General features: G+C 55.3%; 19 protein-coding genes and 1 riboswitch. Of the genes, 13 read left to right on the top strand and 6 right to left on the bottom strand.

Annotation, left to right across the window (positions count from 1 at the left end; translation table 11 throughout):
- Window positions 1-17 precede the first annotated feature (17 nt).
- The gene (hldE, locus tag AC6I77_RS16355) at window positions 18-1,442 is read left to right on the top strand and encodes a bifunctional D-glycero-beta-D-manno-heptose-7-phosphate kinase/D-glycero-beta-D-manno-heptose 1-phosphate adenylyltransferase HldE (protein WP_003848444.1); all 1,425 of its coding nucleotides are present in this window, start codon (window positions 18-20) and stop codon (window positions 1,440-1,442) included.
- Window positions 1,443-1,482: 40 nt separating this feature from the next.
- Here hldE and ubiK read toward each other — a convergent pair whose 3' ends face one another.
- A complete protein-coding gene (gene ubiK, locus AC6I77_RS16350) occupies window positions 1,483-1,872 on the bottom strand; it encodes a ubiquinone biosynthesis accessory factor UbiK (protein WP_003848446.1) in 390 nt (129 codons plus the stop codon).
- Between the two features lie 170 nt (window positions 1,873-2,042).
- Window positions 2,043-2,200: riboswitch (FMN riboswitch) on the top strand.
- Window positions 2,201-2,310: 110 nt separating this feature from the next.
- On the opposite strand from ubiK, the gene ribB reads away from it, so the two are divergent.
- Together ribB and ygiD are read left to right on the top strand one after the other, a co-directional pair.
- Window positions 2,311-2,967 carry a 3,4-dihydroxy-2-butanone-4-phosphate synthase gene (ribB, locus tag AC6I77_RS16345; RefSeq protein WP_003848447.1) on the top strand — a complete coding sequence of 219 codons (657 nt, stop codon included), beginning with the start codon at window positions 2,311-2,313 and terminating at the stop codon, window positions 2,965-2,967.
- A gap of 235 nt (window positions 2,968-3,202) precedes the next feature.
- A complete protein-coding gene (gene ygiD, locus AC6I77_RS16340; protein ID WP_003848449.1) occupies window positions 3,203-3,988 on the top strand; it encodes a 4,5-DOPA-extradiol-dioxygenase in 786 nt (261 codons plus the stop codon).
- Between the two features lie 52 nt (window positions 3,989-4,040).
- Here the strand turns inward: ygiD and AC6I77_RS16335 are convergent, their stop codons facing one another.
- The 3 genes from AC6I77_RS16335 to tolC form a co-directional block, all read right to left on the bottom strand.
- The gene (locus AC6I77_RS16335) at window positions 4,041-5,201 is read right to left on the bottom strand and encodes a glutathionylspermidine synthase family protein (protein WP_003848450.1); all 1,161 of its coding nucleotides are present in this window, start codon (window positions 5,199-5,201) and stop codon (window positions 4,041-4,043) included.
- A gap of 7 nt (window positions 5,202-5,208) precedes the next feature.
- The gene (locus tag AC6I77_RS16330) at window positions 5,209-5,880 is read right to left on the bottom strand and encodes a DUF1190 family protein (protein WP_003848451.1); all 672 of its coding nucleotides are present in this window, start codon (window positions 5,878-5,880) and stop codon (window positions 5,209-5,211) included.
- Window positions 5,881-6,022: 142 nt separating this feature from the next.
- Window positions 6,023-7,489, bottom strand: a complete 1,467-nt coding sequence (tolC, locus tag AC6I77_RS16325; RefSeq protein ID WP_003848452.1) for an outer membrane channel protein TolC — start codon at window positions 7,487-7,489, stop codon at window positions 6,023-6,025.
- Window positions 7,490-7,702: 213 nt separating this feature from the next.
- Between tolC and nudF the strand changes: the two genes are divergently transcribed.
- The 6 genes from nudF (at window position 7,703) to AC6I77_RS16295 (ending at window position 13,153) form a co-directional block, all read left to right on the top strand.
- Window positions 7,703-8,338, top strand: coding sequence for an ADP-ribose diphosphatase (gene nudF, locus AC6I77_RS16320; RefSeq protein ID WP_033743135.1), 636 nt, complete (start codon window positions 7,703-7,705; stop codon window positions 8,336-8,338).
- Complete coding sequence (locus tag AC6I77_RS16315; RefSeq protein ID WP_008925735.1) at window positions 8,335-8,760, top strand: DUF1249 family protein; 426 nt, start codon at window positions 8,335-8,337, stop codon at window positions 8,758-8,760. The genes nudF and AC6I77_RS16315 overlap by 4 nt, the downstream gene beginning before the upstream one ends.
- 42 nt (window positions 8,761-8,802) lie before the next feature.
- The gene (cpdA, locus tag AC6I77_RS16310; protein ID WP_003848455.1) at window positions 8,803-9,630 is read left to right on the top strand and encodes a 3',5'-cyclic-AMP phosphodiesterase; all 828 of its coding nucleotides are present in this window, start codon (window positions 8,803-8,805) and stop codon (window positions 9,628-9,630) included.
- A 3-nt stretch (window positions 9,631-9,633) separates the two neighbouring features.
- Window positions 9,634-10,215 (top strand): esterase YqiA, encoded by a 582-nt coding sequence (gene yqiA / locus AC6I77_RS16305; protein WP_003848456.1) that lies wholly within the window; start codon window positions 9,634-9,636, stop codon window positions 10,213-10,215.
- A 48-nt stretch (window positions 10,216-10,263) separates the two neighbouring features.
- On the top strand, window positions 10,264-12,159 hold the full coding sequence (gene parE, locus AC6I77_RS16300; RefSeq protein WP_003848457.1) for a DNA topoisomerase IV subunit B: 1,896 nt from the start codon (window positions 10,264-10,266) through the stop codon (window positions 12,157-12,159).
- Window positions 12,160-12,253: 94 nt separating this feature from the next.
- On the top strand, window positions 12,254-13,153 hold the full coding sequence (locus tag AC6I77_RS16295; protein WP_003848458.1) for a LysR substrate-binding domain-containing protein: 900 nt from the start codon (window positions 12,254-12,256) through the stop codon (window positions 13,151-13,153).
- A gap of 380 nt (window positions 13,154-13,533) precedes the next feature.
- On the opposite strand, the gene AC6I77_RS16290 is transcribed toward AC6I77_RS16295, so the two are convergent.
- Both AC6I77_RS16290 and AC6I77_RS16285 read right to left on the bottom strand, forming a co-directional pair.
- Window positions 13,534-13,842, bottom strand: coding sequence for a putative quinol monooxygenase (locus AC6I77_RS16290; RefSeq protein WP_003848459.1), 309 nt, complete (start codon window positions 13,840-13,842; stop codon window positions 13,534-13,536).
- 47 nt (window positions 13,843-13,889) lie between these two features.
- Complete coding sequence (locus AC6I77_RS16285) at window positions 13,890-14,471, bottom strand: NAD(P)H-dependent oxidoreductase (protein WP_003848461.1); 582 nt, start codon at window positions 14,469-14,471, stop codon at window positions 13,890-13,892.
- A gap of 167 nt (window positions 14,472-14,638) precedes the next feature.
- On the opposite strand from AC6I77_RS16285, the gene AC6I77_RS16280 reads away from it, so the two are divergent.
- The 4 genes from AC6I77_RS16280 to ftsP all read left to right on the top strand — a co-directional run bounded on the left by AC6I77_RS16280 (window position 14,639) and on the right by ftsP (window position 20,221).
- Entirely contained in the window at window positions 14,639-15,403 is a 765-nt protein-coding gene (locus AC6I77_RS16280; protein WP_497817148.1) for a transporter substrate-binding domain-containing protein, read from the top strand.
- A 189-nt stretch (window positions 15,404-15,592) separates the two neighbouring features.
- Window positions 15,593-17,866 (top strand): DNA topoisomerase IV subunit A, encoded by a 2,274-nt coding sequence (parC, locus tag AC6I77_RS16275; RefSeq protein ID WP_140916616.1) that lies wholly within the window; start codon window positions 15,593-15,595, stop codon window positions 17,864-17,866.
- 45 nt (window positions 17,867-17,911) lie between these two features.
- Window positions 17,912-18,649, top strand: a complete 738-nt coding sequence (locus AC6I77_RS16270) for a 1-acylglycerol-3-phosphate O-acyltransferase (RefSeq protein WP_003848465.1) — start codon at window positions 17,912-17,914, stop codon at window positions 18,647-18,649.
- Window positions 18,650-18,790: 141 nt separating this feature from the next.
- Window positions 18,791-20,221: a cell division protein FtsP gene (gene ftsP, locus AC6I77_RS16265; protein WP_003848467.1), complete on the top strand. Its 1,431-nt coding sequence runs from the start codon at window positions 18,791-18,793 to the stop codon at window positions 20,219-20,221.
- Window positions 20,222-20,317: the final 96 nt, after the last annotated feature.

Below are 20,317 nucleotides of genomic sequence, written 5' to 3'. Positions count from 1 at the left end.
AGTCTGGAGTGTCTGGAATGAAAGTGACTCTGCCCGCGTTCGGCCAAGCCTCAGTGCTGGTTGTTGGCGATGTAATGTTGGATCGTTACTGGTATGGCCCAACCAGCCGTATCTCCCCTGAAGCGCCGGTGCCGGTGGTGAAAGTGGACACGGTTGAAGAGCGCCCTGGCGGCGCGGCAAACGTAGCGATGAACATTGCAGCACTCGGTGCCGCGTCGCGCCTGATTGGCCTGACCGGTGAAGATGATGCGGCGCGCGTGTTGAGTAACACGCTGAAAGACGTCAACGTTCATTGTGACTTTGTGGCGATCAAAAGCCATCCGACGATTACCAAACTGCGCGTGCTTTCCCGCAATCAGCAGCTGATCCGTCTCGATTTTGAAGAGGGATTTGATCAGGTTGATCCGGCGCCGATTCATCAGAAAATGCGTGAGTCACTGGCCGCAGCAGGTGCGCTGGTGCTGTCCGACTACGCCAAAGGCGCGCTCTCCAGCGTGCAGACCATGATTACGCTGGCGCGCGAAGCGGGCGTGCCGGTATTAATCGATCCGAAAGGCACTGATTTTGCGCGTTACCGGGGCGCGACGCTGCTGACGCCGAACCTCTCTGAATTTGAAGCCGTGGTCGGCAAATGCAAAAACGAAGAAGAGATCGTCGCGCGTGGCGCGCAGTTAATTGCAGATTTTGATCTCGCTGCGCTGCTGGTGACCCGTTCAGAAAATGGCATGACGCTGCTGCAGCCGGGCAAAGCACCGCTGCATCTGCCGACTCAGGCACAGGAAGTTTATGACGTGACCGGTGCCGGCGACACGGTGATCGGCGTGCTGGCTGCGGCTCTGGCTGCGGGTGACTCGCTGGAAGAAGCCTGTTTCCTGGCCAATGCCGCGGCGGGTGTGGTGGTGGGTAAACTGGGTACGTCGACTGTCAGCACCGTCGAGCTGGAAAATGCGATTCACGCCCGCCCTGAACAGGGTTTTGGCATCATGACGGAAGCGCAGTTAAAAGCCGCCGTTGAGATGGCCCGCCGTCGTGGCGAAAAAGTGGTGATGACCAACGGCGTATTCGACATTTTGCATGCCGGCCATGTCTCCTATCTGGCAAATGCCCGCAAGCTCGGCGATCGACTGATTGTTGCGGTGAACAGTGATGCGTCAACTAAACGTCTGAAAGGCGAAAGCCGCCCGGTGAATCCACAGGAAAACCGGATGATCGTGCTGGGCGCACTGGAAGCGGTCGACTGGGTGGTGGTATTTGAAGAGGATACGCCGCAGCGTCTGATTGCAGGCATTCTGCCGGACCTGCTGGTCAAAGGTGGCGATTACAAGCCGGAAGATATCGCGGGCAGTAAAGAGGTCTGGGCAAATGGCGGCGACGTGCAGGTGCTGAACTTCGAAGACGGTATCTCTACCACCAACATTATTAAAACCATTCGCGGTAGCTGAAGCAGAGCAGTAAGCGGGAGCCGGGCTCCCGCTAAACCGCTTATTCTGGCTTATTATCCGCAGCAGGCTTCGCCACGTCGGCAGCCGGTGCCGGTGACGCCGCTGGCGAACTCGCTACGGAGGCAGAAGGGGTGACTGCTGCAGAAGTGGTGACAGGTGCCGTTGCGGTCGGTGGCGTACCGGCTGACGAACCCTGACTTTCCAGCTGGGCCAGACGTTGTTCCAGCGCCGCCAGTTTCTCACGCGTACGCAGCAATACCTGCGTCTGCACATCAAACTCTTCACGGTTGACCAGATCCATACGGGTCAGCTGCGCCTGAAGAACCTGACGAATTTTCTTCTCGACATCATCACCAAACTCACGAACACCTTTAGGCATCGCTTCGTGAACCTGACGGGCAAGTTGTTCAATTTTTTTCGTGTCGATCATGATGATTTCCTGGTTACGGGAGCTGTGTCAGCGTGTTTACCAACGTAATAAGTGTTAAGTGTAATGCCAGAAATGAAAAGGATAAACCTCAAATCGGTAACGCAGGAAATGCAAAAGCAATTGCGCTATTGATGATTGCCGCTTCAAACGATCGGCGTTATAGTTTAAAGGCTTATTCTCAGGGCGGGGCGCAATTCCCCACCGGCGGTAAATCAGCTTCGGCTGAAAGCCCGCGAGCGCTTTATCTTGATGAAAAGAGAGATAAAGGTCAGCAGATCCGGTGTAATTCCGGGGCCGACGGTTACAGTCCGGATGGGAGAGGGTAACGACTTCTGTCGGACAATTGTGTCTGCTTCACGTTATTGCCACGTCTTTTTGACGTCACTCCTAAGCACGCCCTGATTCTGGTAACCCATACATTTTAAGGTTTTTATTACCATGAATCAGACGCTACTTTCTGAATTTGGCACGCCTGAACAGCGTGTAGAACGTGCTATCGCCGCCCTGCGTGAGGGACGCGGTGTGATGGTACTCGACGATGAAAATCGTGAAAACGAAGGCGACATGATCTTCGCCGCAGAAACCATGACGGTTGAACAGATGGCGCTGACCATTCGTCACGGTAGCGGCATCGTCTGCCTCTGCCTGACCGAAGCGCGTCGCCAGCAGCTCGATCTGCCTATGATGGTGGAGAACAACACCAGCTCCTTTGGCACCGGATTCACTGTGACCATTGAAGCCGCAGAAGGCGTCACCACGGGTGTCTCCGCTCAGGATCGTATCACCACTATCCGTACAGCTATCGCCGACAATGCCAAACCTTCTGACCTGCATCGCCCGGGCCATGTCTTCCCGTTGCGCGCCAGCGAAGGCGGTGTATTAACACGTGGCGGACATACGGAAGCGACCATCGATTTAGTGACGCTGGCCGGCTTCAAGCCTGCCGGTGTCTTGTGCGAACTGACCAACGATGACGGCAGCATGGCTCATGCACCCGAAGCGATTACTTTCGCTCGCCAGCACAACATGCCAGTAGTGACTATCGAAGACCTGATTGCATGGCGTCGCACGCACGAAACGCGCCACGCCAGCTAATCGTTCTGCTGCATTTAACGGGCCCCTTTCGGGCCTGTTTCCTTTGTGCCGTCCTCAGGATGGCCCGGTTTAATTCTTCGCATTCCTTCTCTTTTATCCGATAAATATCTGAAATTCCTGCTACGTTAAATTTCATTCAAATTTCCTGATGATCTCCATCATGCTTATCAGCGTGATAAAGCGGCGAATGCGCGTATCGTAGTGGCTATCAAACAGACGATCCCGGGGATCACGAATGAGCCAGTTACGTATGCCAGCGCTGTTTTTGGGTCATGGCAGCCCAATGAATGCCCTTGAAGAGAACCGCTATACCGCCGCATGGCGTCATGCGGGTGACACTCTGCCACGTCCACGTGCGATTATTGCGGTTTCAGCGCACTGGTATACGCGCGGCACCGCCGTGACAGCAATGGCTCATCCTAAGACGATTCATGATTTTGGTGGCTTCCCGCAGGCGCTGTTTGACACACGCTATCCGGCGCCGGGATCGCCTGAACTGGCCCAGCAACTGGCAGAGCTTTTAGCGCCTGTCGACGTAAAGCTTGATCAGGAATGGGGACTGGATCATGGATCATGGGGCGTCCTCATCAGGATGTATCCCGATGCCGACATTCCGGTCGTGCAGCTAAGCATTGATGGCACTAAACCAGCGGCGTGGCACTTTGAGATGGGCCAGAAACTGGCTGCGCTGCGCGATCAGGGTGTGATGATTGTTGCCAGCGGCAACGTGGTGCATAACCTGCGTAAAGTGCGCTGGGACGGCAATAGCGAAGTCTATCCGTGGGCCAGCAGTTTTGAGCAGTTTGTCCGCGATAACCTGGCGGTGCAGAGCGATGCGGCTTCTCATCCGCTGGTCAACTTTATGGACCATCCGGGTGCGGCGCTGTCTAATCCAACACCCGAACACTATCTGCCGCTGCTGTATGTGCTGGGCGCACGTCAGCCGGATGAAACCATCAGCATTCCGATTGATGGCATGGAGATGGGTGCAATCAGCATGTTGTCGGTTCAGGTAGGTTAGGGCAAAGCTAAGAGAATACAGGCCAGAAGCTGACCTGTATTCTCGCGGCGCGTTAGCCGATAAATGCGTGCGGGTAGAAACGGGAGAGATCCTGAGTGATCAAATCGCGATCTTCACGCAGGCCAATACCCGCCGGTTGATCGTCAATCAGCCAGCTGCCGATCAGCGTATAGCTGTCGCCAAATTTAGGCAGAGGATGGAACTGCTGAACGATCATTCCCTCTTCACCGTATGGCCCATCAACGCGGGCAATCTCCTGACCATTTTCTACGATCCGGATATTGGCACCTTCACGTGAAAATAGCGGCTTCACCACATATTTGTCCATGTGCGGAACGTCATCTTCAGCGAACCAGGCGGGCAGCAGGTTAGGGTGATTCGGGAACATTTCCCACAGCAACGGCAGCAGGGCTTTGTTCGAGACGATGCTTTTCCATGCCGGTTCAAGCCAGCGTACGCCAGCATCACCCAGCTTGGTTGAGAACATCTCACGCAGCATAAACTCCCACGGATAGAGCTTGAACAGGTTACTGATCACCTGATCCTGAGCATCAGTAAATTCCCCTTTTTCGCCCAGGCCAATTTCATCTATATAGAGAAATTCACTCGGCAGCCCCGCTTCAGTAGCGCAGTCCTGAAGATATTGCACGGTGCCACGATCTTCGTCGGTGTCGCGGCAGCAGGCGAAGTGCAGCCAGTTAAAGCCGTGCTGCTGATGTAATGCGGCAAAACGTTCAATCAGCTTTTCCTGCAGGCTATTAAACTGGTCACTGCCTGCCGGGAGCTGACCTGCGTTGAGCTGATCTTCCAGCCACAGCCACTGGAAAAACGCCGCTTCATACAGGGAGGTCGGCGTATCGGCATTGTTCTCCAGCAGCTTCACATCGCCTTTGCCATCCCAGGCAAGATCAAGGCGTGAGTAAAGCGAGGGCTGACGCTGATGCCATGAATCGCGCACGAAGTCCCAGGTGTGTTTTGGGATGCGGAATTTGGTCAGCAGCGCTTCGCTGTTTACGACCTTATCCACGACCTGCAGGCACATCTGATGCAGTTCTGCAGTGACATCTTCCAGATGCTCGATTTGCGCCAGCGTGAACTGGTAATAAGCATCTTCACACCAGTAGGGTTCGCCATGCATGGTATGAAAACGAAAGCCAAACTCGGTGGCTTTTTCACGCCAGCCTGGGCGTTCTGAAATGGCAATGCGTTCCATTGGGGCGTTAGCCTCCCATTGATCGGCTGGATGTGCCGCTGGCGCTGCTACGCTGCATGCTATTCTGTTTCGCGACGGTTTCACCAAAGCCACCACGGGTAATGGTGGAGGTCGTTGCCGGTTTCGGTGCCAGCGCCGTTTTAGGCACGGTCATGGTTTTGCCGGAAGTGGCAGCACCATAGTTACGGCCGGAGGCATCAACAAACTGGCCGTTTGCCGGGCTGCGGGCATTTTTCGGTGAGAATAGCGGTTGCTGCGCAAAGCCCGAACCACCGCCCATCATGCGGCCCATCATGTAACCGGCCATTAGTGGCATCCAGAAGCTGCCGCCACTCTGCTGCGATTCAGCATTGGTGGTGCCAACGCCCGCCTGAGCCGGTGTCTGCTGACACTGATTTTCACCAAATTCAGCGACACAATCTTCACGCGTGGCATATTTTGGCGCAGTACGTTCAGCCTCTTTTTTAGCCTCATTGAATGCGGTAGTACACTGCGCACTCTGGCCCGGATTGGCTTTCGAACAGTCATCCGCATTCTGGTACATCGAAACCGTTTCATCGTTCTGTTCGCAGCCAGCGAGCATAAATACGGCTGAAACGGCGATAGCAACGGGCGTCAAGTGGCGTGCCTGCCAGCTTTTACGAAAAGCGGCATAGCGAATAGATTTTGTGCGTTTCATTATGATTATCCTGTGCCCAAAGGTAGCGCATAGAATAGGGGAAGGGGGGGTAAAATTGAAGCTGGAGGCCTGATACAACAGGGATCTTTACTTAGTTATACGTTCAACAGAGAGACGGGCCGCAAAGCAGCCCGTCCACTGATTATTGACCGAAAGGATTACCGCTGCTGTGGCGAGCCGCAGGACGCGCTGCCTCAGACGAGCCAGTTGCCACCGGACCGCTATCCACACGAGCGGTCTGCTGGGCATTTTCCGGCGCCACCGTTTCCGGGGAAGTCGGAATCTCTTTACCCAGCTGGCTGTTCAGTTTCTGCAGGCTCTGCTCGTTGAGCGTACCCAGTGCATAGCTGATATTCAGCTGGTTAATCAGGTAGCTATAACGCGCATCAGAGAGCTGCTGTTTCGCGTTGTAGAGCACGGTCGTTGCATCCAGCACATCGACGATGGTACGCGTACCCACCTGATAGCCCGCTTCGGACGCATCCAGTGAGCTTTGCGCAGAGACGACTGCCTGTTTGTAGGCGTTGATGCTGCTGATAGACGCATTCACGTTGTTAAACGAGGAGCGTACCGTCTGTACTGCTGTGCGGTGAGCGCTTTCCAGCTGTTCGCTGGCGCTGACAAAATTGTATTGCGCCTGTTTCACCTGAGAGGTAACGCTGCCGCCGCTATACAGTGGCAGTGAGAAACTCAGGCCAACCTGGTTTGAACCGGTAATTGAATCGGTAGAACCCTGGCTCTGGTTTGCACGGCTGCCGCCATATTTGCTGTTTGACATGCCGGTGGAGGCGGTCAGATCCAGCGTCGGCATATGGCCGGTTTCCGCTGAGCGAATCTGCTCACGCGCCAGATCCTGATTCAGGCGCGCAGAGAGCAGTGACAGGTTACGGCTTTCTGCCTGCTTAAGCAGCGCACTCACCGCTTCGGGCTTATCGGTTCTGAAACGATCAATGCTCAGCGAAGCCAGCGACATATAGTCCATGCCGGTAATCTGACGCAGCGTTTCTACGTTGTTATCAAGATTGTTACGCGCGGTCACTTCATTGGCCAGCACGCTGTCATACTGCGCACGGGCGTTCTGAACATCAGTGATGGCAACCAGGCCAACGTTAAAACGCTGGGTGGTCTGATCCAGCTCGCGGTAGATAGACTGTTTCTGCGCTTCAGTGTAAGAAAGGGTATCAATCGCTTTCAGCACGTTGAAGTAGGCCGTTGCGGTGTTCAGAATCAGATCCTGCTGCGCCACCTGATAGGTCACATCCTGAATACCGGCGGTCTTTTCCTGCAGAGTCAGCGCGCGCCATTTCGACATGTCGAAAATAGTCTGGGTTAAATTCAGAGAGCCGCTGGTCGTGTTGGAATGAAGACCACTACTGTCGCGATAACCGTTATTATAGGCGTAGTCTGCACCCAGTCCGAGCTGAGGTAATAATGGGCTACGCGCTTCGTTGATTTTCTCAAAAGCAGAATCACGATCGGCAGCGGCGCTGCGCAGATCCGGGTTGCTCAGACGTGCTTGCTGGTAAACCTGAAGCAGGTCTTCGGCCTGGCTGGCGAAGCTGAAACCGCCCAGGCTAAGCCCAATAAAAAATGGGAGCAGTTTTTTCATTTGCATTCCTTTTGTTGCAGCAAATTGCAGTGGGTGCGCTGCCGGGTAAGCCAAAAAATTATCGCCGATTCTAGCAGAGGGCAACTGTGAGATAAGTTGGCTGAAAGTGCCTTCTATCTCTAATCTACGTAAATATTTCAGAAAGAACTACTTACATGGAGCACGGTTACAGGCTTTTTTCGCTCCACCCCAATCTGCACAAGGAACCTGATGATGCCGGAAGAAAAAAAATCCCCTGTGACTTTCACAAAAAACGATGTAGAAATTATTGCACGAGAAACACTCTACAAAGGTTTTTTTTCCGTTGAGCGATACCGCTTCCGCCACCGCCAGTTTAATGGCGAAATGAGTGGAGAAGTGCAACGCGAAGTTTTTGAGCGCGGACATGCTGCCGTGCTGCTACCTTATGATCCCTTACGCGATGAAGTGGTGCTGATTGAACAGATCCGCATCCCGGCTTATGACAGCAGTGCTTCACCCTGGCTGCTGGAGATGGTCGCCGGTATTATCGAACCCGGTGAATCAGTCGAGCAGGTTGTGCGCCGTGAAGCTGTTGAAGAAGCAGGATTGGACGTCGGTCGTGTTAAGCCCATGCTTAGCTATCTGGCCAGCCCTGGCGGCACCAGCGAACGTTTGTCGGTGCTGATTGGGGAAGTGGATGCCAGCCATGCAGAGGGATGCCATGGTCTGGAGGAAGAGAATGAGGATATTCTTGTCCATGTGGTGAGCCGCGAACAGGCGTACCGCTGGGTGGAAGAGGGGATAATTGATAATGCGGCGTCTGTCATCGCCTTGCAATGGCTGGCGTTGCACCATGAAAAACTACGCGAAGAGTGGATACAAAAATGAAACAGCGCTATACCCCTGACTTTCCCGAAATGATGCGGCTCTGCGAAACCAATTTCGCCCAGTTACGCCGCCTGCTGCCGCGTAACGATGAGGCGGGAGAATCGGTGATCTATCAGGTGAGTGGCGCCCGTTATCAACTGACGATTCAGGAGTCGACACGCTACACCACGCTGGTGGAGATCCGCCAGGTCGCACCTGCCGTGAGTTACTGGAGTCTGCCCTCGATGTCGGTCAGGCTCTATCACGATGCGATGGTCGCCGAAGTGTGTTCAACTCAACAGATCTATCGGTTCAAAGCGCGCTATGATTATCCTAATAAAAAATTGCATCAGCGCGATGAAAAACATCAGATAAACCAGTTTCTCGCAGACTGGCTGCGTTACTGCCTGGCACATGGCGCGATGGCGGTTCCGGTCTGCTGATGCGTATAATGCAGTAAATGGCGTGGAGACGAAGGAAACGCTTTGGATAGCCTGCTAACTCTTCCTGCAGCGAACGGTTCCGAAATCAGGATTTTGCAAATCACGGATACCCACCTGTTCGCGGGAAAACATGAATCGTTGCTTGGGGTGAACACCTGGTCGAGCTACGACGCCGTGCTGGATGCGATTATTGCGCAACATCGCGACTATGATCTGATCATCGCCACGGGCGATCTCGCCCAGGATCACTCTATCGAAGCCTATCAGCATTTTGCTGAGGGCATCTCTCGCTTGCCGCGGCCCTGCGTCTGGCTACCCGGTAATCACGATTTTCAGCCCGCAATGGTGGATACACTGGCGGCAGCGCACATCAATGCCCATAAGCAGGTGCTGGTGGGTGAGCAGTGGCAGATTGTGTTGCTCGACAGCCAGGTCTACGGTGTTCCGCATGGAATGCTGAGCGACTATCAGCTGGAGTGGCTCGACAACGCGCTGGCCCGCTTTCCGCAACGGCATACGCTGGTTATGCTGCATCACCATCCGCTGGCCTCTGGCTGCACCTGGCTCGATCAGCACAGCCTGCGCAATTCGCATCAGCTTGATGCCGTGTTGCAGCGCTACCCGTTAGCCCGGACGCTGGTCTGTGGCCATATTCACCAGGAGCTGGATATGGAATGGCATGGCCGTCGGGTGCTGGCGACGCCGTCTACCTGTGTCCAGTTCAAACCGCACTGTACCAGTTTTGCGATTGACACCGTGGCTCCCGGCTGGCGCTGGTTTACACTGCATCCGGATGGCGGCCTTGAGACCGAAGTGAACCGGCTTGACACCGACGCTTTTCGTCCCGATTTAGACTCCGAAGGATACTGACGCGTGGCAGCACTGCTCTATCTGCACGGTTTTAACAGTTCGCCGCAGTCCGCGAAGGCGACTCAGTTCCGGCAATGGTTAGCGATGCAGCACCCGGAGATCGACATGATCGTGCCACAGCTGCCGACCTTTCCCGCTGATGCGGCGGCAGTGCTGGAAGACCTGGTGCTGAGCCGCAGTGGCGAAACCCTGGGCGTGGTAGGATCGTCGCTGGGCGGTTATTACGCTACCTGGCTGTCCCAATGTTTTATGCTGCCGGCTGTTGTCGTCAATCCCGCAGTACGCCCTTTTGAACTGCTGGTGGATTTCCTTGGCGAAAATCAGAATCCCTACACGGGCCAGCAATATGTGTTAGAGTCACGCCACATTTACGATCTCAAAGTAATGCAGATTGAACCGCTGGAAGCGCCCGATTTACTCTGGCTGCTGCAACAGACCGGCGATGAAGTTCTCGATTACCGACAGGCACTCGACTATTACAGCGCGTGCCGTCACACGGTAGAAGAGGGCGGAAATCATGCATTTACTGGATTCGAGCGCCATTTCCCGCAGATTCTGGACTTTCTTGGTCTGAATCATCCCTGAGTAATGCGGAAATCGCACCAATTTCACCCTTCTAATCAGACATTTACGATGAGTCAATCAAACTATAACGCGGATGCCATTGAGGTCCTGACTGGCCTTGAGCCTGTTCGCCGTCGTCCGGGCATGTATACCGATACGACGCGGCCCAACCATTTGGGTCAGGAAGTGATTGATAACAGCGTCGATGAGGCGCTGGGCGGCCACGCGAAGCGGGTTGAAGTGATTCTGCACGCTGACCAGTCGCTGGAAGTTATTGATGATGGGCGCGGCATGCCGGTGGATATTCACCCGGAAGAGGGCGTACCTGCTGTCGAGCTGATCCTGTGTCGTCTGCATGCGGGCGGCAAGTTCTCCAATAAAAACTATCAGTTCTCGGGCGGTCTGCACGGCGTCGGCATTTCTGTGGTTAACGCCCTGTCAAAACGCGTCGAAGTCACGGTGCGCCGTAATGGCGAAATCTATGACATGGCGTTTGAAAATGGTGACAAAGTTCAGGATCTCACGGTTACCGGCACGGTGGCGAAACGCAACACCGGTACGCGCGTCCATTTCTGGCCTGATGAAAGCTTCTTCGACAGCCCACGCTTCTCGGTATCACGCTTATCCCATCTGCTGAAAGCCAAAGCGGTGCTCTGTCCTGGCGTTGAGATTGTCTTTAAAGACAAACTGAACAATACCGAACAGACCTGGTGCTACGAAGATGGCCTGACGGACTACCTGTGCGAAGCGGTGAATGGCTTACCGACGCTGCCGGAAAAACCCTTTGTCGGCAGTTTTGCCGGCGATGTGGAGGCGGTGGACTGGGCGCTGTTATGGCTGCCGGAAGGCGGTGAACTGTTAACCGAAAGCTACGTTAACCTCATCCCGACGATGCAGGGCGGGACACACGTTAACGGTCTGCGTCAGGGACTGCTGGATGCGATGCGCGAGTTCTGCGAATACCGCAATATCCTGCCGCGTGGCGTCAAACTCTCAGCGGAAGATATCTGGGATCGCTGTGCCTATGTGCTGTCGGTCAAAATGCAGGATCCTCAGTTTGCCGGGCAGACCAAAGAGCGTCTCTCTTCACGTCAGTGCGCAGCCTTTGTCTCTGGCGTCGTCAAAGATGCCTTCAGCCTGTGGCTGAACCAGAACATTCAGACGGCAGAACAGCTGGCTGAGCTGGCGATCTCCAGTGCCCAGCGGCGTATGCGGGCAGCCAAAAAAGTGGTGCGTAAAAAGCTCACCAGCGGTCCGGCGCTGCCGGGCAAACTGGCGGACTGCACCGCGCAGGATCTGAATAAAACGGAATTGTTCCTTGTCGAAGGGGATTCGGCAGGCGGATCGGCCAAGCAGGCGCGCGATCGTGAATATCAGGCGATCATGCCGCTCAAGGGCAAGATCCTGAATACCTGGGAAGTCTCGTCCGATGAGGTGCTGGCATCGCAGGAAGTCCATGATATTTCTGTGGCGATCGGCATTGATCCTGACAGCGAAGATCTTTCGCAGCTGCGTTACGGCAAAATCTGCATTCTGGCGGATGCGGACTCAGATGGTCTGCATATTGCCACGCTACTCTGTGCGCTGTTCGTCAAACATTTCCGCTCACTGGTCAGCAATGGTCACGTCTATGTGGCCATGCCGCCGCTTTACCGTATTGATCTCGGTAAAGAGGTCTACTATGCGCTGGATGAAGATGAGAAAGAGGGCGTGCTGGAGCAGCTGAAACGCAAAAAGGGTAAACCTAACGTTCAGCGCTTTAAAGGGTTGGGTGAAATGAACCCGCTGCAGTTGCGTGAAACCACACTGGATCCGAATACCCGCCGCCTGGTACAGCTGACTATCAGTGAAGAGGATGTCGATCAGACGATACGCATGATGGATATGCTGCTGGCGAAAAAACGTTCCGAAGACCGGCGCAACTGGTTGCAGGAAAAAGGCGACACGGCCGATATCGACGTGTAAAAGACAGGACGCGAAAGCGTCCTGTTTTGTTTATGCTTGCACCTGTACACCTTCATCGAACCTGGCTGATTTAGAGAGCAGAGACAGCAATCTTGTGAAAATTACCCTGGAAGAGCTACGTGCCTGGGTGGCGGTGGTAGACAGTGGTTCCATTACTGCGGCGGCATCCCAGCTGGCGCAGACCAGTTCAGGCATCAGCCGGGCACTCTCCCGGCTGGAGAGCAAGCTGCAGACCACGCTGTTGCATCGCACTACCCGACGGCTGGCGCTGACCGAAGAGGGGCAGGTTTTTCTGGAGCATGCGCGCCAGATCCTGGCCTCCGTTGAGCAGGCCGAAGAGCAGATTGCCCTGCGGCGCGAGATGCCGTCAGGACGGCTTCGGGTGAACGCTGCCACACCCTTCATGCTGCATGTGATTGTGCCGCTGGTAGACGATTTCCGCGCCCGTTATCCGCTGATCCAGCTTGAGCTGAATACCGACGATATTATGATCGATTTGCTGGAGCAGCAGACGGACATTGCTATTCGTATCGGTGAACTGCGTGACTCTACATTACATGCACGGCTGCTCGGCAGCAGTGCGATTCAGCTGATGGCCAGTCCGGCCTATCTGGCAAAAGCGGGCACGCCACAAAGCGTGGCCGATCTCGCACAGCATCAAAAAATCGGCTTTAGTCATCCTGAATCCCTCAACGTCTGGCCGGTCCTGCAGCCTGATGGTGATTTCATGCGTATTAAGCCGACTATCTCAGCTTCCAGTGGCGAAACCATCCGGCAGCTGGCGCTGGCGGGACAGGGCATTGCGCGTATCTCCGACTTTTTCAGCCGGGAAGATTGCGCCACTGGCCGGTTGGTGCCTGTACTCTCCGCGGAAACCCGCGATCTGCGCCTGCCGGTGCATGCGGTTTATTACCGAAACACCACGCTCTCTTCGCGCATCGGCTGCTTTCTGGATTTTCTTCGCAGTGAGATTGATCGGCGGCAACTGCTGTAAGCCGGTCTGCCAGAAACAAAAAAACCTCTGTCGCAGGACAGAGGTTCAGATAGATGACAATTACGCATTCGGGCACATCTGACCGCAATGCATTCGCTCAGCGCGCAGGGGCCAGGGTCAGAGGAGGAAAACGTCCCGCGGCCTGGGACAAAAACGCCGGGAGCGTTTTTGAACAACGCAACGCGTTGGCCCGGTAACGGGCGCACCTCAGGGATGAGGTGCGTAATCGCGCGGGCCGGGCATGTCATGGATGACGGCTTTTGCGTTTTTCCGATCTGACCCTGATCCCTGTGCCAGCTCGATCTCACAGCGACGGTGGCCGGAATTTATCCCCAGCCTTAACCCCAGCTACACAACCGCAGTAAAGCCTTCAGCACTAATCAGGCGCTGGGTTCCAGCACCAGAATCTTCACATCCACCACATCATCTTTAATGATGCTGCGATGCGCATCCATGTGCGGCATCTGCTGATGCTGCTCAAGATGGCGCAGGCTTTCCCACTGCTCTAACATGAAAATGGAGTCCGGCGAGTTCTGCTTCCACGGCACCTGCGCCTGATGGTCCAGCAACGCGTCATACTGATGGCAGCCATCTTCTTCTAACACCAGCGGGATCAGCTTTTTCACCGCATCCAGCACGGCCTGACGGCGACCGGGTTTAACACAAATTTCAGCAACGACGGTTAACATTCGTGAATTCCTCTTTCGTGGGAAAATAGGGGTAGCCCCTCATCATCTTACGCAAAAACGCGGCTAAGATGGGTCCGATAAGCGGCAATATCACGCGGCACGTCCGGTGCTTTGATCACATCGTTGCAGATAAAGGTCGGCAGCGCTTCCATTCCCAGGAACTGGTTGGCTTTGTGGAAGTGCAGATAGAGACCATCGACGCCAACACCTTCAAAGAACTGCTCCGGGTCAGTAAAAGCCTGTAGCGGCGCATTCCACGTCAGTGACAGCATATATTTTTTGCCCTGCAGCAGACCGCCGGAACCGTACTTCTTCGCCGCATCAGAACGGGTTCGGCCATCGCTGGCGTAGAGCGAGCCGTGACCTTCGGTAAAGACCTCATCAATGTAACGCTTCACGGTCCAGGGTTCGCCCATCCACCAGCCCGGCATCTGATAAATCACGACATCGCTGTCGACATATTTCTGCACTTCATCGGCAATCACGTAGTTGCTGTCGGCCACGGTCACTGACACTTCATGGCCCATATCACGCAGCTGACTGGCTGCAACATCGGTCAGGGTGTGGTTCAGTTCACCTTTAGAGTGGGCAAACGTTTTGCCGCCATCAATAATTAAAATCTTGCTCATGCACAGGTTGCCTCGTTTTCTGAATATGTCGCCTAGCTTACACGTGCGCCATTCCCGGAAAAATGGGAGGTAGATCACAACACTTTTGCTGTGGCAGCAACAATACGCCGGTTTATGGCACCATCGTTGGGCAAACTCACTATGAAAACAGTCAAGAAAACATCAAAATGAAAAAAATCGTTTTCTCTTTACTGCTGGCCAGCAGTGCGGTCCAGGCACAATCTCATCTCGACACCATTCTCAGTTCTAAAACGCTCAGGGTCTGCACCACCGGGGATTACAAGCCTTACAGCTTTCTTCGCCCGGATGGTCAGTATGAAGGGCTGGATATCAGCATGGCGAACGCACTGGCGATGTCGCTCGGCGCGAAAGTGGAGTGGGTACCGACCACCTGGAAAACCCTGATGCCTGACTTTCTGGCAAAACAGTGTGATATCGCCGTCGGCGGCGTCTCCGTCACGCTGAAACGTCAGCAGACCGCCTGGTTCGCCCGGCCGCTGGATGTGGATGGCAAAATCCCGCTGGTGCGCTGCACAGATAAAGATCGCTTCCAGACCCTTGAACAGCTCAACCGGCCTGAGGTGCGGCTGATTGAACCGGCGGGCGGCACCAACGAAGCCTTTGTACACAGCCACCTGCCGAAAGCCTCACTGACGCTGTTCCACGATAACGTCACCATCTTCCAGCAACTGGTGGATAAAAAGGCGGATGTGATGATTACCGATGCCTCTGAAGCGCGTTTTCAGCAGCAGCATTACCCGACGCTCTGTGCGCTCAACCCTGACAAACCGCTGCAGTATGGCGAAAAGGCTTACATGATTCCGCGTGACGACATCAGCTGGAAGCTCTATGTCGACCAGTGGGTGCATCTCAGCACCGCCACCGGCGAATATCGTGATATTGCCCGCCAGTGGATGGGCGCAAAGCCCTGACGCACTTTCACTGAGAGTCTATGCACCCGGCGCGAGAATCAGGTACTTCCGGCGACTGAAATCGCGCTGAGTGACGCCTGCTGTCCCGCGCTTCCCCTGTGACTAACACTGGCGAATAAGGTACTATCCTCGCCAAACCACCGCCGGGTGTCCCGCCGTTGTGGGCCACGATGTGAGGATGAGAAATTCATGAGTGAACTGACGCAGGATGGTGCAGAGCGTCTTGCCCTGCATACCTTTACCGAGGATGCGTATTTAAAATATTCGATGTACGTCATCATGGACCGCGCGTTGCCTTATATCGGTGACGGGCTGAAGCCTGTACAGCGACGCATTATCTACGCCATGTCGGAACTGGGTCTCAATGCCAGCGCCAAATTTAAAAAATCCGCGCGAACCGTGGGTGATGTGCTGGGTAAATACCATCCGCATGGCGACAGCGCCTGTTATGAAGCGATGGTATTAATGGCGCAGCCGTTCTCTTACCGTTATACGCTGGTCGATGGACAGGGTAACTGGGGCGCACCGGATGATCCCAAGTCGTTTGCAGCCATGCGTTACACCGAATCACGCCTGTCAAAATATGCCGAGCTGCTGTTAGGTGAGCTAGGCCAGGGAACGGTGGAATTTCAGCCGAACTTTGACGGCACGCTGCAGGAGCCAAAAATTCTGCCGGCGCGTCTGCCTAATATCCTGCTCAATGGCACTACCGGCATTGCCGTCGGTATGGCGACCGATATTCCGCCGCACAATCTGCGCGAAGTCGCTCAGGCCGCCATTGCGCTGATTGACGCACCAAAAACGACGCTGGAAGCGCTACTGGATATCGTTCAGGGGCCGGATTACCCGACCGAGGCGGAGATCATTACGCCGCGTGACGAGATCCGTAAAATGTATCAGACCGGTCGCGGCTCTATTCGCCAGCGTGCGGTATGGAAAAAGGAAGAGGGTGAGGCGGTCATTACCGCGCTGCCGCATCAGGTCTCCGGCGCACGCGTGCTGGAACAGATTGCTAACCAGATGCGCAATAAAAAGCTGCCAATGGTTGAGGATCTGCGTGATGAGTCTGACCATGAGAACCCGACCCGTCTGGTGATCGTGCCACGCTCCAATCGTGTCGATCTCGATCAGATAATGAACCATCTGTTCGCCACCACCGATCTTGAGAAAAGCTACCGCGTTAACCTCAACATGATCGGGCTGGATAACCGCCCGGCGGTGAAAAACCTGCATGAGATCCTGACCGAGTGGCTGGTGTTCCGCCGCGACACGGTCAAGCGTCGTCTTAATTACCGACTGGATCGCGTGCTGCGCCGCCTGCATATCCTGGAAGGATTGCTGGTTGCGTTCCTGAACATTGATGAAGTCATCGACATCATCCGTACTGAGGATGAGCCGAAGCCGGTTCTGATGTCACGTTTTGGCATCAGCGAAACCCAGGCCGAATCGATCCTCGAACTGAAGTTGCGTCACCTGGCGAAGCTCGAAGAGGTGAAGATCCGTGCCGAGCAGGCGGATCTGGAAAAAGAGCGCGATCAGCTGCAGGCCACGCTGGCCTCTGAACGCAAGATGAACACCCTGCTGAAAAAAGAGTTACAGGCTGATAGCGCCAGTTACGGCGACGATCGCCGTTCACCACTGCGTGAGCGTGAAGAAGCCAAAGCGCTGAGCGAAACCGAGCTGGTGCCGTCTGAACCGGTCACCATTGTGCTGTCGCAGATGGGCTGGGTGCGCAGCGCCAAAGGTCACGATATCGATCCGGCCGGACTGAGCTACAAAGCGGGCGACAGCTATCTGGCTGCGGCACGCGGCAAGAGCAATCAGCCGGTGGCCTTTATCGACTCCACCGGCCGCAGCTACACGCTGGATCCGACATCACTGCCTTCCGCGCGCGGTCAGGGCGAGCCGCTGACCGGCAAGCTGACGCCACCGCCGGGTGCCGTCGTTGAACAGGTGCTGATGGAGCCGGATGACCAGCGTCTGCTGATGGCTTCTGATGCAGGCTACGGCTTTATCTGTACTTTCAGCGATCTGATATCACGTAACCGCGCCGGTAAAGCGCTGCTGACGCTGCCGGAAAATGCCCGCGTGATGACGCCGATGGCCGTCCATCATGAAGATGACATGCTACTGGCGATTACACAGGCGGGACGGATGCTGATGTTCCCGGTTGGCGAACTGCCGCAAATGTCGAAAGGCAAGGGCAATAAAATCATCTCGATTCCGTCAGCGGAAGCGGCTGCCGGTCAGGATAAACTGGCCTGGCTGATGATTCTGCCGCCGGGCAGCGCTATCACGCTGCATGTGGGCAAGCGTAAAATGCTGCTGCGCAGTGAAGAACTCCAGAAATTCCGCGCCGATCGCGGACGTCGCGGCACGCTGTTACCGCGCGGCCTGCAAAAAATTGATCGTGTTGAACTGGATGCGCCTGCGCGTCCGGCGAGCCCGGATAGCGAAGCGTAAACTACCCGGCTGACCCTGCGTCAGCCGTGGCTCAATGAGGGAACTATGTTACTGATTCTGCGTGCCATTATCGTCATCATTTATTCGATTTTAATCTGTATCTTTGGCTGTATCTGGTGTCTTTTTTCACCCCGCGATCCGCGCCACGTCGCGACGTTTGGTCGTCTGTTCGGCAAATTGTCGACGGTGTTTGGCCTGAAAGTAGAGTTGCGCAGACCGGAAGGCGCAGAGAATTATGGTAATGCGATCTACATCGCCAACCACCAGAACAACTACGACATGGTCACTGCGGCTAAAATGGTGCAGCCCTATACGGTCACCGTGGGCAAGAAGAGCCTGCTGTGGGTGCCGTTTTTTGGCCTGCTCTACTGGCTGACCGGTAATCTGCTGATTGATCGCGATGACCGGGCTAAAGCGCGCGGCACCATCGGTGAGCTGGTGGATCAGTTCAACAGCAAGCGCATCTCGATCTGGATGTTCCCGGAAGGGACGCGCAGTCGTGGTCGTGGCTTGCTGCCGTTTAAAACGGGTGCCTTCCACGCTGCCGTGGCGGCCGGTGTGCCGATCATCCCGATTGTGGTCTCGAACACACACGGCAAGATCAATCTTAACCGCTGGAACAATGGACTGGTCATCGTTGAAATGCTGCCACCGGTTGATGTTAAAGCTTTCGAGTCGTCGTCGGTACGTAAGCTGGCAACCCACTGTCGCGAACAGATGGCGGCAAAGCTGGAAGAGTTGAACGCCGAAGTCGCCGAACGCGAAAAAAACGGAAAAATCTGACCGGCGAATCACTCGCCGAACTCATCTGCAGGGATGCAACCCGGCGAGCCTTTATCGGCTCGTCGTGAACGCAGCACAGCAAAACAGATCAATAAAAACAGGGTCGGCGCTCAGCGCCACGCGTAAAGGGTCAGAAGTTTTATGTCTTTCAGCAGACGTCAGTTCATCCAGCTTTCTGCCGGAGCGGCGCTTAGCGCCAGTGTACTACCTCATGCGGCGCGCGCCGCTTCTCCAGCTAATGGCGATACGCCACTGCCCATTCCGCCGTTACTGGAATCCCGTCGTGGCCAGCCGCTGTTTCTGACGATGCAGCGTAGCCACTGGTCCTTTAATGGTGACAATAACAAAGTGCCGGTATGGGGCATTAATGGCCTCTATCTGGGGCCGACCGTTCGGGTTTACAGTGGCGATGACGTTAAGCTGATCTACAGCAATCGGCTGAATGAGTCAGTCTCCATGACGGTCAGCGGTTTGCAGCTGCCAGGGGCGTTAATGGGCGGTGCGCCACGTATGATGTCGGCCGGTGTGGACTGGTCGCCAGTGCTGCCGATTCGTCAGGCGGCTGCAACCTGCTGGTATCACGCTAATACCCCAAACCGCATGGCTCCGCACATTTATAATGGTCTGGCGGGCATGTGGCTGGTAGAAGATGATATCGGCAAACAGCTGCCGCTGCCGAAGCATTACGGTGTCGATGACTTCCCGATTATCATTCAGGACAAACGGCTCGATAACTTCGCCACGCCAGTCTATGACCCGCCACAGGATGGCGGCTTCCTGGGTGACACTCTGCTGGTGAATGGCGTACGCAATCCCTTTGTCGAGGTGTCACGCGGCTGGGTGCGTCTGCGCTTGCTGAACGCCTCAAATGCGCGACGTTATGAGATGGTGCTAAGCGACAACCGTCCGTTTATGGTCATCGCCAGCGATCAGGGCTATCTGCCTGCACCGGTGGCGGTGCAGCGTCTGTCACTGGCACCGGGCGAACGCCGCGAAGTGCTGATAGATATGTCGCAGGGTGATGAAGTGTCGATAACGGCGGGTACGGCGGCGGGCATCATGGACAGGTTGCGCGGTTTCTTTGAGCCATCCTCTATTCTTACCTCTACCCTGATCCTGACGCTGCGACCCACCGGCTTACTGCCGCTGGTGACAGATAATCTGCCGATGCGGCTTTTAGCCGATCAGATTCTGGATGGTGTGGCGGTTCGCACACGCGAATTCCGCATTGGCGACAGCATGCCGGGCATTAATGGCGCGCTCTGGGATATGAACCGCATTGACACGACCGCGCAGCAGGGCACTTTTGAGCGCTGGATCCTGCACGCTGACCGGCCACAGTCACTGCATATTCAGGGCGTGATGTTCCTGATTAAAAGTGTGAATGGGGCGCAGCCGATGGGCGAAGATCGTGGCTGGAAAGATACGGTCTGGGTGGATGGCAGCGTGGAGCTGATGGTCACCTTCCCGCAAAGCTCATCCGATCATTTCCCGTTCGTCTATTACAGCCAGACGCTGGAACTGGCCGATCGGGGTACGGCGGGACAACTTGAGGTGCAGCCCACTTCATAACAGCGCGGTCAGGCTGGAAAGACTGGCCTGACCGCGTTAATTACACGCTACTCTGCAGTTCCAGGGCAGCGTGTACGCATCACCGGGCGACGCATC

This window comes from Pantoea sp. X-Soil-ISGK-259, from assembly GCF_059730705.1.
Note: the sequence above shows the minus strand (reverse complement) of the source record. Positions and strands in the feature narration are given on the sequence as shown.

What these genes read in the sequence shown, in the direction of transcription:
- hldE (WP_003848444.1), top strand. Translation starts at nt 18, where the DNA reads ATGAAAGTGACTCTGCCCGCGTTCGGCCAAGCCTCAGTGCTGGTTGTT.
- ubiK (WP_003848446.1), bottom strand. Translation starts at nt 1,872, where the DNA reads ATGATCGACACGAAAAAAATTGAACAACTTGCCCGTCAGGTTCACGAA.
- ribB (WP_003848447.1), top strand. Translation starts at nt 2,311, where the DNA reads ATGAATCAGACGCTACTTTCTGAATTTGGCACGCCTGAACAGCGTGTA.
- ygiD (WP_003848449.1), top strand. Translation starts at nt 3,203, where the DNA reads ATGAGCCAGTTACGTATGCCAGCGCTGTTTTTGGGTCATGGCAGCCCA.
- AC6I77_RS16335 (WP_003848450.1), bottom strand. Translation starts at nt 5,201, where the DNA reads ATGGAACGCATTGCCATTTCAGAACGCCCAGGCTGGCGTGAAAAAGCC.
- AC6I77_RS16330 (WP_003848451.1), bottom strand. Translation starts at nt 5,880, where the DNA reads ATGAAACGCACAAAATCTATTCGCTATGCCGCTTTTCGTAAAAGCTGG.
- tolC (WP_003848452.1), bottom strand. Translation starts at nt 7,489, where the DNA reads ATGAAAAAACTGCTCCCATTTTTTATTGGGCTTAGCCTGGGCGGTTTC.
- nudF (WP_033743135.1), top strand. Translation starts at nt 7,703, where the DNA reads ATGCCGGAAGAAAAAAAATCCCCTGTGACTTTCACAAAAAACGATGTA.
- AC6I77_RS16315 (WP_008925735.1), top strand. Translation starts at nt 8,335, where the DNA reads ATGAAACAGCGCTATACCCCTGACTTTCCCGAAATGATGCGGCTCTGC.
- parE (WP_003848457.1), top strand. Translation starts at nt 10,264, where the DNA reads ATGAGTCAATCAAACTATAACGCGGATGCCATTGAGGTCCTGACTGGC.
- AC6I77_RS16290 (WP_003848459.1), bottom strand. Translation starts at nt 13,842, where the DNA reads ATGTTAACCGTCGTTGCTGAAATTTGTGTTAAACCCGGTCGCCGTCAG.
- AC6I77_RS16285 (WP_003848461.1), bottom strand. Translation starts at nt 14,471, where the DNA reads ATGAGCAAGATTTTAATTATTGATGGCGGCAAAACGTTTGCCCACTCT.
- AC6I77_RS16280 (WP_497817148.1), top strand. Translation starts at nt 14,639, where the DNA reads ATGAAAAAAATCGTTTTCTCTTTACTGCTGGCCAGCAGTGCGGTCCAG.
- parC (WP_140916616.1), top strand. Translation starts at nt 15,593, where the DNA reads ATGAGTGAACTGACGCAGGATGGTGCAGAGCGTCTTGCCCTGCATACC.
- AC6I77_RS16270 (WP_003848465.1), top strand. Translation starts at nt 17,912, where the DNA reads ATGTTACTGATTCTGCGTGCCATTATCGTCATCATTTATTCGATTTTA.
- ftsP (WP_003848467.1), top strand. Translation starts at nt 18,791, where the DNA reads ATGTCTTTCAGCAGACGTCAGTTCATCCAGCTTTCTGCCGGAGCGGCG.